General features: G+C 61.2%; 12 protein-coding genes and 2 tRNA genes. 2 read left to right on the top strand and 12 right to left on the bottom strand.

Annotated elements, in window-relative coordinates; genetic code table 11:
- The first annotated feature begins 9 nt into the window (after positions 1 to 9).
- Positions 10 to 2,241, top strand: a complete 2,232-nt coding sequence (locus BLP65_RS07690) for a polysaccharide biosynthesis tyrosine autokinase (protein ID WP_092994929.1) — start codon at positions 10 to 12, stop codon at positions 2,239 to 2,241.
- Between the two features lie 305 nt (positions 2,242 to 2,546).
- The gene (locus tag BLP65_RS16895) at positions 2,547 to 2,882 is read left to right on the top strand and encodes a hypothetical protein (RefSeq protein WP_092994926.1); all 336 of its coding nucleotides are present in this window, start codon (positions 2,547 to 2,549) and stop codon (positions 2,880 to 2,882) included.
- 365 nt (positions 2,883 to 3,247) lie between these two features.
- Here the strand turns inward: BLP65_RS16895 and BLP65_RS07680 are convergent, their stop codons facing one another.
- The 12 genes from BLP65_RS07680 to BLP65_RS07625 all read right to left on the bottom strand — a co-directional run bounded on the left by BLP65_RS07680 (position 3,248) and on the right by BLP65_RS07625 (position 13,880).
- A complete protein-coding gene (locus tag BLP65_RS07680) occupies positions 3,248 to 3,691 on the bottom strand; it encodes a hypothetical protein (protein ID WP_092994923.1) in 444 nt (147 codons plus the stop codon).
- 282 nt (positions 3,692 to 3,973) lie between these two features.
- The gene (locus tag BLP65_RS07675; RefSeq protein WP_092994920.1) at positions 3,974 to 5,686 is read right to left on the bottom strand and encodes a sensor histidine kinase; all 1,713 of its coding nucleotides are present in this window, start codon (positions 5,684 to 5,686) and stop codon (positions 3,974 to 3,976) included.
- Between the two features lie 424 nt (positions 5,687 to 6,110).
- Positions 6,111 to 6,187: transfer RNA gene (locus BLP65_RS07670), tRNA-Met, on the bottom strand.
- 111 nt (positions 6,188 to 6,298) lie between these two features.
- The gene (gene ychF / locus BLP65_RS07665; protein WP_092994918.1) at positions 6,299 to 7,390 is read right to left on the bottom strand and encodes a redox-regulated ATPase YchF; all 1,092 of its coding nucleotides are present in this window, start codon (positions 7,388 to 7,390) and stop codon (positions 6,299 to 6,301) included.
- Positions 7,391 to 7,520: 130 nt separating this feature from the next.
- Entirely contained in the window at positions 7,521 to 7,901 is a 381-nt protein-coding gene (locus BLP65_RS07660; RefSeq protein WP_092994915.1) for a GxxExxY protein, read from the bottom strand.
- Positions 7,902 to 7,948: 47 nt separating this feature from the next.
- A complete protein-coding gene (gene pth, locus BLP65_RS07655) occupies positions 7,949 to 8,536 on the bottom strand; it encodes an aminoacyl-tRNA hydrolase (RefSeq protein ID WP_092994912.1) in 588 nt (195 codons plus the stop codon).
- Between the two features lie 24 nt (positions 8,537 to 8,560).
- Positions 8,561 to 9,205 (bottom strand): 50S ribosomal protein L25/general stress protein Ctc, encoded by a 645-nt coding sequence (locus BLP65_RS07650; RefSeq protein ID WP_092994910.1) that lies wholly within the window; start codon positions 9,203 to 9,205, stop codon positions 8,561 to 8,563.
- A 294-nt stretch (positions 9,206 to 9,499) separates the two neighbouring features.
- Entirely contained in the window at positions 9,500 to 10,438 is a 939-nt protein-coding gene (locus BLP65_RS07645; RefSeq protein ID WP_092994907.1) for a ribose-phosphate diphosphokinase, read from the bottom strand.
- 141 nt (positions 10,439 to 10,579) lie between these two features.
- Positions 10,580 to 10,654: transfer RNA gene (locus BLP65_RS07640), tRNA-Gln, on the bottom strand.
- A 13-nt stretch (positions 10,655 to 10,667) separates the two neighbouring features.
- Complete coding sequence (gene ispE / locus BLP65_RS07635; protein WP_092994904.1) at positions 10,668 to 11,513, bottom strand: 4-(cytidine 5'-diphospho)-2-C-methyl-D-erythritol kinase; 846 nt, start codon at positions 11,511 to 11,513, stop codon at positions 10,668 to 10,670.
- A gap of 10 nt (positions 11,514 to 11,523) precedes the next feature.
- On the bottom strand, positions 11,524 to 12,132 hold the full coding sequence (gene lolB, locus BLP65_RS07630) for a lipoprotein insertase outer membrane protein LolB (protein ID WP_092994901.1): 609 nt from the start codon (positions 12,130 to 12,132) through the stop codon (positions 11,524 to 11,526).
- Complete coding sequence (locus tag BLP65_RS07625) at positions 12,129 to 13,880, bottom strand: tetratricopeptide repeat protein (protein WP_092994899.1); 1,752 nt, start codon at positions 13,878 to 13,880, stop codon at positions 12,129 to 12,131. The genes lolB and BLP65_RS07625 overlap by 4 nt, the downstream gene beginning before the upstream one ends.
- Positions 13,881 to 13,982: the final 102 nt, after the last annotated feature.

The raw sequence follows: 13,982 nt of genomic DNA, 5'->3' as shown, positions 1-13,982 counted from the left end.
AAAATCGAAATGGATATGCGCAACAACACGGCAGAGGGCGCGGTTCGTGAACCGGAATACGCCGATGATGAAATCGATCTGGGGGAACTCCTGGCGCACCTGATTGATGCCAAGTGGCTCATCGCCGGGATTGCCGCGGCGATTACCGCTCTCGCAGGAATCTACGCCTTTACTGCCACACCCATCTACCAGAGCGATGTACTCCTGCAGGTCGAGGAGCAGAGTGCCTCGATCGGGGGCATGGACGAATTCTCTTCCATGTTCGGCACAGAGAGCCCCGCTGCGGCCGAGATCGAGATCATCAAATCCCGCACCATCGGCGGCCAAGCGGTCGATGAACTGGGTCTGGATATCGCCGTCCAGCCGAACTACTTCCCGCTCATCGGCGCCGCTGTGGCACGACTACACGGTCAGGACAACGGTATTGCGGACTCATGGCTCGGCCTGGACAGCTACGCCTGGGGCGGCGAGGTCCTGGGCCTGGATCGTCTGGAGTTGCCGTCGTACCTGATCAACCAGCCTCTGACACTGATCGCCGGGGATAGCGGCACCTATCGTCTGCTGGATGAAGAGGGACGTGAGTTGCTGGCCGGCAGTGTCGACAAGCCCGCTGAGGCGCGGGGTGCAGGGGGTGAGCGCATCGGTATCTTTGTCTCCCGGCTGGAGGCACGCCCGGGTACCACCTTCGTGGTAACCAAGCGCCCCCGCTGGCAGGTTGCCCAGGATCTCAGGGATCAGTTATCGGTATCCGAGCAGGGCAAGGGTACCGGAGTCATCAGAGTGGGCCTGGAGCATTCTGACCCGCAGCGGTTGGAACAAATCCTGAGTAGCGTGACCAATGCCTACCTGCGGCAGAATGTGGAGCGCCGTTCCCGCGAAGCCGAGAAGACACTTGAGTTCCTTAACGAACAGCTGCCGGCCCTCAAGGCGGAGCTGACCACGGCCGAATCCCGTCTCAACGACTATCGTTCGGAAGTCGGCAGCGTCGACCTCACCTTGGAAACCCAGACCTTTCTTCAGCAGGCGGCCGAGTTCGAAAAAGCACTTTCCGAGCTGCGCCTCAAACGCACCGAACTCATTGAGAAGTTCACGCCCAACCATCCAGTCATCTCCTCGCTTGAGCAGAAGATCGAGCAGCTCAAGGCGGAGCAGGCGGCGCTGGAGGCGCAGATCCGTGAGCTCCCGGAAGAGCAGCAGCACTCCCTGCAGTTCACCCGCGACGTCCGGGTGGCCAATGAACTTTATATGCTGCTTCTCAATAAGTCCCAGGAGATGCGTGTAGTCAAAGCCGGAACGGTGGGTAATGCCCGCATCATCGATCCTGCCTATCTGCCGCCCGAGCCGGTCAAGCCAAAGAAATCTTTGGTGCTGGTTTTGGGCCTGTTACTGGGCATCATGGCAGGCGTTGCGGCCGCCCTGCTGCGCCGCGTCCTGAACAAGGGCGTGGAAGACCCGGATATCCTCGAGAAGCAGCTGGGCTTGCCCACCTTTGCCTCCATTTTGCACAGCTCGCGGGAAGAGCAGCTGGCTTTGAAAAAAGGTAAGGGGAAGACGGCGCGCCCGCTGCTGGCGTTGGCAGAGCGCGACGACCTGGCCATTGAGGCCCTGCGAAGCCTCAGAACCAGCCTGCAGTTTGCCGCCATGGACACGGATAACGCCATTATCACTATCAGCGGTCCCAGCCCCGGGATAGGCAAGTCCTTCATCTCCGGCAACCTGGCCGCCGTTGTCGCCGATGCCGGAAAACGTACACTGCTTATCGATGCCGACATGCGCAAGGGGCATCTGCACGAATACTTCGGTATCAAGCGCACCCGTGGGCTCTCTGAGCTGATTAGCGGCGAAGTTACCAAAGAGGAGGCCGTACGGCCGACCGAACAGGCCAACCTCGACTTCCTTCCCAGCGGTATCGTGCCCCCGAATCCGGCCGAGCTGCTGATGAGTTCGCGTTTTCAGGCGTTGATGGAAGAGTTTAAGGACGATTATGACAGCGTCATCATTGACACCCCACCCGCCCTCGCTGTCACCGATGCCAGCATCGTCGGCCGTTTGTCCGGGATGACCTTTATCGTGGTCCGCTCCGGCCGACATCCCCTACGTGAACTTGACCTCACCGTCAAGCGGCTCCAGCAGAGCGGGGTTGATGTCAATGGCTTCATCTTCAATGACGTACCGCTGAAGAGCTCCAGATACGGCTACGGCGGCTATTACGGGTACGCTTATCAGTATTCGTATAAATAGATACTTTCTTGATACTCGTATGATGACGTGAAGCCGCAATCGGGAAGTTTCCGCTTAGGCAGGCGGTGCGCCGCGCACTCCCGACCTTCGTTCAGGAGGACGAGTTATTACGAGGAAGAGGCCATCTCGCCTTGACACAGCATGGCCCACTAGGTAGCACGAATTTCAGCACCAAACAGATTTCCCGGCCACCAGCGGCGGGCAAACTCTGTGATTTCGACGTATACTGCTGGTTTACTGCCGTCAATAAAAGATGGTAGCGTTGTGACGGCGTTAACGCTTTGCCCAAAAAAGGGGATTTAGAAATGAAGAAACTGACATTGGCCATGGTTTGCCTGTTTGGCTTGTCCTCACCGCTGCTGGCCCAGGGGGTACCGGGTGCCGGGGCAGCGACGGGTACCGGGGCAGCGACGGGTGCCGGGGCAGCAGGTGCCGGGGCAGCAGGTGCCGGGGCAGCAGGTGCCGGGGCAGCAGGTGCCGGGGCAGCGGCTGCCGGCGCCGGAGTGCTAGGGGGCGCCGCGATTTCCGGTGCAGTGATTTCCGCCGGTGCCGTATTCGCAGCGGCTATCACCTCGATTGCATCGACTGCAGACGGATCCGCTACCAGCCACTTCGCTGTTAATCATAATCCCAGCAAGTAAAGCCGGCATACGCATGGACGGCCGAAGCCGTCCATGCGCCGGTGGGGTGCATTCCCCAAATGCACCGTTGCAGAATGAAGTCTTCCCTTCTTCGCAGGAGAAAGCCCGCTCCCGCGTGCATTCTTCAATTGCACTGCCCGACGTTGAGGCTCCTCCGGCTTTCGAATACTTGTCGCCGAACGATGCCCTTCCTCCTTCTCAGGAGAAGAGCTCAGCTCCCGTAGGGTGCATTCTTCAAATGTACTCTCTCTCCTAGCGACCCGAGCCGGTACATTTGGATGTACCCCCCATGCAACAGTTGGCGCATTCCGACCGTCGGCTTTATGGCACCAAGGTGGGACGTCAAGAATGCGCCCTACCGGTGGCTAAAAGGGATCGGTCCCGTTAAATGGCTGCTGGACCACGGGTTCGGTTTTGACGGAGGCGGCGATTTCGGTGCCGGGTCGCGTTTCCGTGCTTCTGGAGCGTTGAATACTTACCGTGGCCTTTTGCTGGTCATGGTGCCAGTCCCCGGCGAAGCAGTGGAACGCCTCATGTCCCAGAAGCCTGAAGGCGTCCTCGTCGTGGTCATTGCCGGGGGTTCGGGCGTAGACGGTACAACTTTTGCTGGTATAGACAGCGCATCCCTGCACGATGGAGAGTGGGAAAGGCAGGGCCTTGTAGCCTGCGCCTCGGCAGGCTGCGTCCACCTGTTGAATGGATTCATAGGTGATCAGGCGGACATCGCGCTGCTCATCCATCGAGGTGACACCGATGGATGTACACCCTGACAAGGCGACAGCAGCGGCAAAACTGATCGCGAATCGCATGGTACACACTCCTTGTGTAACCGACTCCGGTTGCCTGGGGCAATGGCCCGGAACCCGCTCCGTCCTGGAGCGCTAGTAATAATACGTATAGGTCAGCTGCCGGAGAAAGCAACGCGTTTGGAGAAGATTTTAGTTTCCGTGGGGTTCATTCTTCAAATGCACCGATTCTCCGGGCGAGTGGAGCTGGCGCATTTGGATGTGCCCCCAGGAACGGTTGGCGCATTCCGAAAATCTGGCGGCTTTATGGCGACGAAGGTCGCGCGTGAAGAATGCGCCCTACGATTATTTCGGCCATCGGATTTGGAAGCGTGTGCCGCGGGGCTGGTTGTCGACGACATCGATATCGCCGCCGTTGGCGACCACGAGCTTGCGTATCACGGCCAACCCAATCCCGGTGTGCCCTCGGTCACCGCCGCTGGAGAACATGCGGAAGATCTGCTCACGTGACCACTGCGGGATTCCGGGTCCGTCATCGGCTATCTCCAATACCCAGCCACTGCCTTCATCGTGAGCGCTGAAGGATATGGTTCCGGTGTCGCGGTCGTGGTGGTGTACTGCGTTTACGATCAGGTTCTGGAATATCTGCTCAAGGTGAAGCGGGTCGGCGATGATCGTTGGTAGCGGCGTCTGCCGTTCTATGGAAAAATTCTTGCTCAAATCCAGGTGCAGCAGCAATTCGTCAAGAAACGGGTCGAGCGCAACCGGCACCCGGTCACCTTCTCCGTGGCCCACGCGGGCGTAGCGGAGTAGCCCATCAATCAGATGGCTCATGCGCTGGACGCGTTCGCTGAGGAGTTGAAGTCGTTTCCGGTTTTCGGGGTCCAGCCCGTCGGCCAGTTCATCCTCGATCAGGTAAGCGAGGTTGGCGACTCCCCTGAGAGGGGCCTTTAGGTCGTGGGAGGCGACGGCGGAAAACTCTTCGAGGTCGGCGTTGACCCTCTGCAGCTTTTCGCTCTCCCGGCGCAGTGCATTCTCCGCCTGTTTGCGCTCGTCGATCTCGTCTCTCAACTGTTCACTGGTGCGCTCCAGATCCCGTGTCCGCTCATGTACCCGCCGCTCCAGTTCCTGGTGCGAACGGCGTAGCAGTGCTTCGGCATGCGTCCGCTCACAAAATAGTGCGGCGACTACCAGGCCGGTAAACGTGGTGACCAAAATTAAGGCGATCTCGAACGAGACCGTTGTCAGTCCGGCGGGGCTGGCGAACAGCCCAACTCCCTGATACGCCCACCACAGCACGCCTGCCGCAACCAGGAAGGAGGAGAGGGTTGCCCCGTGGACACCGAAGCGGACTGCCGCCCAGACGGTGAAGGGGATGATCATGTAGAAAAACGGGGCGGTTAGGAGGGTCTGTTCGCTGTAGTAGCCGAAGCTCAGCCAGACCAGCAGGGATTGAGCCGCTAGCAGGAACAGTAATTCGATCCCACTCCAGCCGCGCAGTCGCTCGGTCGGCCAGCGCCGCCAAGTGAGCAGTAAAGGGGCTATCACCATCACGCCGGTGGCATTGCCCAGCCACCACATCAGCCACACCAGACCCGCATCGCTCCAGGGGACCGCCCCTTGTATCGCCATTGCCAGGGAGCCGATGGCAGCCGCCACGAACGTCGGAGCGAGGGCGGCAAACAAGCCGAAGGCGATGACGTCGCGGAACCGCCCAAAATCCTTCCGTACCCGAAAACCGCGTAACCAGCGGGCACCCAGCACCGGTTCCAGGATGTTGCCCACCGAGGCGCCAAGGGCGGCGGGCAACGGCACCCCGTTGACCAGACCCAGTGCAACCACGGCTACGAGGATGCCCGGCCAAAGCACGCTCCCGAACAGCAGGCACACTACCAGGGCTACACCCGAAGCCGGCCACAACGGCGTGACCCCCGCATGACCGGTTTGAATGATCAGGCCCACCTGACCTGTTACGAAGTAGACGATAGCGAAGAGCGACACAGCGGCCAGATAACGTAACGCGCCCGCGCCGCCCGCTTTACCCAATGCGATCGTCATATTGCTTTATATAACCGGCAGGTAACCTGTACACCCAGTTTTATGACACCCATCCGTGCAGTTCATTCGATTCCCTCATTCCCCGTACGCACAGTACACTCAACGCCGCGTGTGCGGCAATGGAATTCCTTTCGGGGGTGTGCGTTCTTCAGGTGCACCGTTTCTCCGGGCGGGTGGTGTTGGCGCATTAGGGATATGCCCCCACACGGTGTTGGAACTGTGGAATAGAACATACAAGGGTGCATTCTTCAAATGCACCGATTCTCTTGGCGGCCGGAGCCGGCGCATTTGGATGGCTACCGCCAACGGTTAACATATTCCGGGAAGCTATCGGTGTTATGGCGCGCGAAGGTGGGGCGTCAAGAATGCGCCCTACGCACAAAAAAGCCGGCTGGTGGCCGGCTTTTTGTTACTGCTCGATGTTTGGTGGCTACGCCCTGATTCGAACAGGGGACCCCATCATTATGAGTGATGTGCTCTAACCAGCTGAGCTACGTAGCCGTTACGGTGAGACGGGCATTGTAAGGACTGCCCGGTGTATGTCAAGCCGACCGGTAACCACAGAGCGCACAAGCGACAGGATAGCCATTGCCTGCTCAAGTTACCGGCGTGTCAGACATTGAAGCGGAAGTGCATGACATCGCCGTCCTGGACGATGTATTCCTTGCCCTCCAGGCGCAGCTTTCCGGCCTCTTTGGCGCCCTGTTCGCCGCCGAGGGCGACGAAGTCTTCGTAGGCGGTCACCTCGGCGCGGATGAAGCCTTTCTCGAAGTCGGTGTGAATGACGCCGGCGGCCTGCGGGGCAGTGGCTCCGACGGGTACGGTCCAGGCGCGGACTTCCTTTTCACCGGCGGTGAAGTAGGTCTGCAGGCCGAGCAGTCGGTAGCCGGCGCGAATGACACGGTTCAGGCCGGGCTCTTCAAGCCCCATCTCCTCGAGGAAGGCGATCTTTTCGTCCTCTTCGAGTTCGACCAACTCCATTTCAATGGCGGCGCACACCGGAACCACTTCGGAACCCTCTTCCTCGGCGAAGCGGCGTACGGCATCGAGGGCGGGATTGTTTTCGAACCCGTCGTCGGCGACGTTGGCGATGTACATCGTCGGCTTCACCGTGAGCAGGTGCAGCTCGTGGATAAGTTTGCGCTCATCGTCGGTGAGTTCCAGGGCGCGCACGGCCTTGCCTTCGTCCAGATGGGCCTGCAGCTGCTGGAATAGCGCCAGCTTGGCCCTGGCCTCCTTGTCGCCGCTCTTGGCGGCCTTCTCGGCGCGGGCAATGCCCTTTTCCACCGTCTCCATGTCGGCCAGCGCCAACTCGGTGTTGATCACCTCGATGTCGGAGACCGGGTCGATCTTGCCCGACACGTGCACGACGTTCTCATCCTCGAAGCAGCGCACCACATGGGCAATGGCGTCCGTCTCGCGAATATTAGCCAGGAACTTGTTGCCCAGCCCCTCACCCTTGGAGGCGCCCGCCACCAGCCCGGCGATATCGACGAATTCCATCGTCGTCGGCAACTCGCGTTGCGGCTTGACGATCGCCGACAGCTTGTCCATGCGCGGGTCCGGCACCGGTACGACGCCGACATTGGGCTCAATCGTGCAGAACGGATAATTCTCCGCCTGGATCCCCGCCTTGGTCAGCGCATTGAAGAGTGTGGACTTGCCGACATTGGGCAGCCCGACGATACCGCATTTAAATCCCATTTATTCTCTCGTCTAACCACGGGGAGCACGGGGACCACGGGGAAATCCGCTTGATGCCGTGCTTCAGTAGTCGTGTATTGAAATTGTAAGTAGCTTCCCAAATCTGTGCCTGGCCACGGCGAGCATGGTGTTATATAGAAATCCGCCTGACCCCGTGCTTTAAAAGCCGCGTATTGAAATTGAGTAAGTAACCTCGCTTTAGACCCAAGAGCCTTAGATAGGTGATCGTCTGGGCTACATGCAAAGAGTTCAACGTCTCCACGCATTTCAGCTCCAGTAGCAGACTCTGTTCGACTATCAGGTCCGCCCTGAAACCCATGCCTAAATCCTGTCCCCGGTAACGGACGGGAATCGGAACCTGGGTTTCCGCTCTCAGCCCCCGTTCAGTTAGCTCCAGGGCCAGCGCCTTCTCGTAAATCGACTCAAGTAACCCAGGGCCGATGGTGCTATGCACGCAGGTCGCTGCGGTCAATGTTTGTTCGATAATCGATTCTTCACAATCCTTGAGCATGTATTACTATCCTTGTTTTTACCCCGTACTCTCCGTGTTCCCCGTGGTTAGTCTTTCGACGTGTGCAGTCGGTGCATCGCCTTTTGCAGTTCGCCGGCGGCGATCTCGGGGGTGGCTTCCACGCATTCGTCGATGGCGCGCTCCATTAGACCACGCTCTTCGGGTGATGGTTTGCCGAGGACGTAGCCGGTGACTTCGCTGGCGTGGCCGGGGTGGCCGATGCCGATGCGCATTCGCAGGAAGTCGCGGCCAAGCTGGGCGCAGATGTCGCGCAGGCCGTTGTGACCGGCGTGGCCTCCGCCCTGCTTGAGTTTGACGCCGCCGGGAGGGAGATCGAGCTCGTCGTGGGCGACCAGGACCGCTTCGACAGGGATTTTGTAGAAGTGGGCAAGGGCGGCCACGGCTTGGCCGCTGCGGTTCATGTAGGTCATGGGCTTCAATAGCCAGACGTCGTTTCCCGCGATCTGCAGACGGCCCACTTCACCGTGAAACTTGTTCTCGGAACGAAGCGCGCCGCCGTGGCGGCGCGCCAGTTCGTCGATAAACCAGAAGCCGGCATTGTGTCGGCTCGGCTCGTACCTGGTCCCCGGGTTGCCCAGGCCTACGATGAGCTGAATCGGCGAGGTCAATGCCAGACTCCTTCAGGCGTTTGCCGTGCTTTACTCGGCGGCTTCTTCGCCCTCGTCCTCGGCCTCTTCGCCGGCACCGCCCTTGACGGAGGCGCGGGTGGCCTGGATCTGCGCAACGGGTAGGTCGTGGCCGGCGCCGTGCATCAGTTCGACCAGCTCAACGCCTTCCGGCACGATGAGTTCCGACAGGTGCAGCGACTGACCCAGTTCCAGCCTGGAGAGGTCGGCTTCGATGTATTCCGGCAGGTCCTTCGGCAGACACAGAACCTCGACATCGGTCAGGGTGTGGGTCACCAGACCACTGCCGATTTTCACGCCCGGAGCGATGTCTTCGCCGATGAAGTGCAGCGGGACGTGCATGCGGAGCTTCTCGTTGGCAGACACACGCTGGAAATCGGCGTGAATCAGCTGGTTCTTGGCCGGATGACGCTGCAGGTCCTTGAGTACTGCGCTCTCCTCCTTGCCATCCACCGTAATGGTGAGGACGTGGGAGTAGAAGGCTTCGTGCTCCAGATTGTGCATCAGCTTGTCGTGGTCAACGACGATCGACGTCGGCTCCTGTCCGGTGCCGTACAGGATGGCCGGCATTTTGCCCGTGCGACGAAGGCGGCGGCTCGCACCCTTCCCCTTGTCGCTGCGGACTTCAGCGGTCAGGTTGAAATTAACTTCACTCATGGTCTTTCACTCCAGTGGTTTTGAGGGTTCCCCTCCAGGGAAGAAAACCCGTGAGCAGCCCATCCCCCATGGATGCGCTTGCTCCGCCTCCCCCGCGACCAGGGTCGGCAGTTAAAAGGCCGCCGGCGCAATGCCGGCGGCCCGAATTTCTTGGGACACTCCATTGGTGTCCACGCATGTAGGAGCGACGGAAGTCGCGATGCGCCGAATCGCGGCTTCCGCCGCTCCTACAGGTATATCTCGGTATGGTACCAAAGGAGCGTGTTGGACACGATTTCCGGATAGCTATTCAGGTCAGTCCATATAGAGGGAACTGACCGACTCGTCGTTGTTGATGCGGCGCATGGTCTCCGCCAGCAGTTCGGCGATGGAAACCTGGCGAACGGTCTTGCAGGCCCGTGCCTCGGGTGACAGCGGAATCGTGTCCGTGACCACTAGTTCGTCCAGTGCCGACTGGTCCAACTTGTCGGAAGCCGAGCCGGAGAGTACCGGATGGGTGATGTAGGCCGAGACCTTGGAGGCGCCGTGCTCCTTGAGCGCGTCGGCCGCCTGGCACAGGGTGCCCGCGGTATCCACCAGATCGTCGACGAGCACGCAGTGGCGCCCCTCGACATCACCGATGATGTGCATTACCTGTGAGACATTGGCCTTGGGCCGGCGCTTGTCGATAATCGCCAGGTCCGCATCATCCAGCCGTTTGGCCAGGGCCCTGGCACGCACCACACCACCCACATCGGGAGAGACCACCATCATGTTCGGGTCCCGGTTGCGCCAGATCTCACCGAGCAGGATGGGCGAGGCATAGACATTGTCGACCGGGATGTCGAAAAAGCCTTGAATCTGATCGGCATGCAGGTCGACCGTCAGCAGCTTGTCGACGCCCACGGTGGTGATCATGTTGGCGATCACCTTGGCGGTGATGGGTACCCGCGCCGAACGCGGGCGCCGGTCCTGACGGGCATAGCCGAAGTAGGGCATGACCGCGGTGATGCGACCGGCGGCGGCGCGGCGCACCGCATCCACCATCACCAGCAGTTCCATGAGGTTGTCGTTGGTGGGGACACAGGTAGGCTGGACGATGAAGACGTGCTTGCCACGCACGTTCTCCAGGATCTCCACCATGACCTCGCCATCGCTGAATTTCCCGACAATGGATTTACCCAGTGGAATGCTGAGGTAGGCGGCGATGTCCTGCGCCAATTTCGGGTTCGCGTTTCCTGCAAACACCATCATGTCGGAAACGGTGGATCCTCTGAACGGATGCCGGAAAGGCATGGATACCTCATCCCAAACGCGGTTGGTGCGACAGATCAGGTCGGACGGCTGCCGCTGCTTACGAGCTTGTGCATCACCCGAAGGCGACACAACCGAATATGGCTGGGGCGGCAGGATTCGAACCTGCGTATGCTGGCATCAAAAGCCAGTGCCTTACCGCTTGGCGACGCCCCAACTGTTTTTGCGATCAGCCTTGCAGCGCCAGGTGCGCCAGCAATGGCGATCGGTTCCTGCCCTGAGCGACGAATCCCCGCCAGCCCTCTGGCAGTACCGCCAGGACCTCGCGCGCCTGCTGCTGGTCAGAAAAGGGTGCGAAAATGCAGCCCCCGCTGCCAGTCAGACGGGCCGGACCGTGATTCGTCAACCAGTCCAGCGCCTCGGCTACCGCCGAATAGCGGGACCGGACCACCGGCTCGAATACATTCGAACCTGCGCCCGACAGGAAGTCGGCTATTGTGATTGGCGCACAGTCGCGTGTCAATTCCGGGGCACCGAAAAGCTCGGCGGTGGAGACCGATGCCGGCGGCACGATGACCACGAACCAGGGCTCGGGGAGCTCCACCGGAGTGAGCTGTTCACCGACCCCTTCGGCCCAGGCGGCCCGGCCGCGGACAAAGACCGGGACATCGGCACCCAGCTCGAGACCGAGCGCGGCGAGGTGCTCCTCGGAGAGGCCGAGCCCCCACAGATGATTTAGCGCAACCAGGGTGGTTGCTGCATTGGAGCTGCCGCCGCCGAGCCCACCACCCATCGGCAGGCGTTTGTCCACCCGAATGTCGGCGCCCAGAGGGCACCCTGACGATTTTTTCAGTAGCCGTGCGGCGCGGACCACCAGGTCCTCTTCGGCGGCAACGCCCGCCAGCGAAGAGGGTCGCTCGATGCGCCCGTCTTCGCGCAGGGAGAAGGTCAGCTCGTCACCGTAATCCAGAAACTGGAAAACGGTCTGCAGCAGGTGATAGCCATCCTCGCGGCGGCCGGTGATATGCAGAAAAAGGTTGATCTTGGCCGGTGCCGGCCAGGTTGATGCCCTCATCCCGCGTCCCTCAGCCGGCTCCGGCGGGTGAGGGAAGGGTCCAGTTACCGATTACCAGCCGCACCTCCGCATCGCCGCGGCTGGCAAAGACGCGGGTGGGCACCTCTGCGCCGTCCTGCTGGCGGTAATCCATGAAGCGGATGGACCATCCGTCCTGTTGCAGCCGAGCCAGCCGGCCCTGCGAATCCAGTTCGCGTTGCGCCGCGCCGGGCGCCGGCAGCCCAAGCACCCAGTAGCGCAGGGAGGCCACCGGAACAGGCCAGCCCAGCTGCTGATAGAGCAGCTGCTCCGGATCGTCGGAAACGGCTCGTTCGCCCTTGCTGGTCTGCAGTTGCACAAAGCGCGGGCTGCCTTCCAGACGAAGACTGCCCTGTCCCAGTGGCGCGGTGATGCGCATGGCGTAGCGGCTGTCCTCCTGGCGCCAATTGAGGGTGGCGTGCCACGCTTCGCCGTCGGACTGTATCGCCAGCCGGCCGTTAAGGCCCCAGTTGTCGATTGTCTCCAGACGGTCGCGGTGGATGGCCCAGGCCTGTTCCGGGTCGGCGACCGGCGGTTCCGGGGCGAGGGCGGCACAGCCCGTCAACAAGGCGACTGCGAGGATGCCTGAAATACGGATCATCGGCTGGTGAATCGCTCGATGACGTTTTGCAGCAGTTCATGTTCCGGAGCGTACTCCAGTGCCTCGTCCCAGATCTCGCGCGCCTGGTCCCGCTGCCCGGTAACCCAGAGGACTTCACCCAGATGGGCGGCAATCTCGCCGTCGTGTTGCAGGCTCAGGGCACGGCGCAGGTAGTTCAGCGCCTCCTCGTGTTCTCCGAGCCGGTAAAGCACCCAGCCCATGGAATCGACGATCGCCGGGTCTGCCGGCGCCTGTTCGTAGGCCCGCTCGATATAGCTTTTCGCCTCTTCGTAGCGATCCGTGCGGTCGGCCAGGGTGTAGCCGAGGGCGTTGAGGGCCTGGGTGTTGTCAGGTTCCGATTCCAGAATGGTCTTGAGGTCCTGTTCCAGCAGGTCGATGCGGTCCACCCGCTCCGACGCCATGGCCCGGGCATAGAGCAGGTCCGAATTCCCCTCGAAGCTCTCCAGGCCGCGGCTATAGACCGCCATGGCCTCCTCGTGGCGTTGGGCATCGCTGAGCAACATCCCCTCTGCCATCACCCGCCGCAGTCGCTGTTCCGGTGCGCCGAGTTCGAGTCCGTGGAGATACTCGCGTGCCGCATCGAGGCCGTCCTCGTTCGCAATCAAGAGGGCGACGCGCAGCCGTGCATCCATGAAGGCTTCACCGGATACGGAGTTGTACCACTGGATGGCCTGTTGCGGGTCGTCTTGCGATTCGGCGATCTGTCCGAGGGCAAGGGCCGCCTGGCTTTTATGCTGATCGCTCTCCAGGAGTTTGCGGAAATAGCGCTCGGCCTCGTCCAGGTCTTCGGCCTGGATGGCGAGCAATCCCAGGGCATGGGCGATGTCCGGGTCGTCGGGCAGTTCCGACTCCAGGCTCCGGAATTGGCGGCGTGCCGCCTCCAGTCGCTGGGCATCCACCAGGAGCCGGGCATAGCTCAGGCGCAGATTGCTGTTCTCCGGCTGCAGCTCGACGGCCCTCTGCATCGCAGCCACTGCCTCTGCAGGCTGCCGGGTGCGATGCAGCAGGTTGGCCTTCAGAATCAGCGCCTCGACCCGTTCCGGATTGGCGTCCAGTATCTGGTCCAGTGCCTTCAGGGCCTCGCCGTTGTCCCCGATCTTGCCTGCGAGTTCGGCGTAGGCGTAGAGCGCCTCCATGTTCCCGGGATACTTCTGCATCAGCTGTTGCATGACCTGCAGGGCATGCTTGCCGTTCTGCTCCCGGCTCAGCAGGCTGGTAACCAGGGAGAACCCCTGGGTGAGGTCATCACCAAACGAGTCGAGAACGACCCCGAGATGTTCCACCGCCGCATCGAGTTGCCCGGCCTTTATCTGCAGGGCGGCGAGGGACTGGCGCGCCTCGACACTGTCCGGTTCCAGTTCCACCCAGAGTTCGGCGGCATCCCGGGCGCGTTCGTAGTCACGACCGTAAACCGCCACGTGAACCGCCCGACGCGCGACCTGCGGGTCGCGGGAGCTGCGGGCGGTATTGAGATAACTGCGGGCCGAGAGGCCCAGATCGCCGCGCTGTCCGGCAAACTCGGCCACCAGAAGCTGATACAGCATCCGGGGCTCGATCCGGCTCGTTGCACCGGGCTCGGGAAGTGGTTCCGGACTCGATTCCGGGGCCGACTCCTGCTGCACGGCAGTCGAGGGCTGCTGCCCCTCCCCGGTTTCGGGAGCGTTTTGCGAAAGGGTGCTGCAGCCGGCCAACAGGCCGCCTATCGCTACTATCAGATACTTCCTCATTACTTCCAATCTCCGCCGAACTGCGTTAGCCGCGACCGGTCAACTATAACGCAGATGATTGCCCCGGATCTCGCCACCGGGAATCTTCCCGGGCTTTCCGCT

The organism is Thiohalomonas denitrificans, from assembly GCF_900102855.1.
In the GTDB taxonomy this organism is placed as follows: Bacteria; Pseudomonadota; Gammaproteobacteria; order Thiohalomonadales; family Thiohalomonadaceae; genus Thiohalomonas; species Thiohalomonas denitrificans.
Note: the sequence above shows the minus strand (reverse complement) of the source record. Positions and strands in the feature narration are given on the sequence as shown.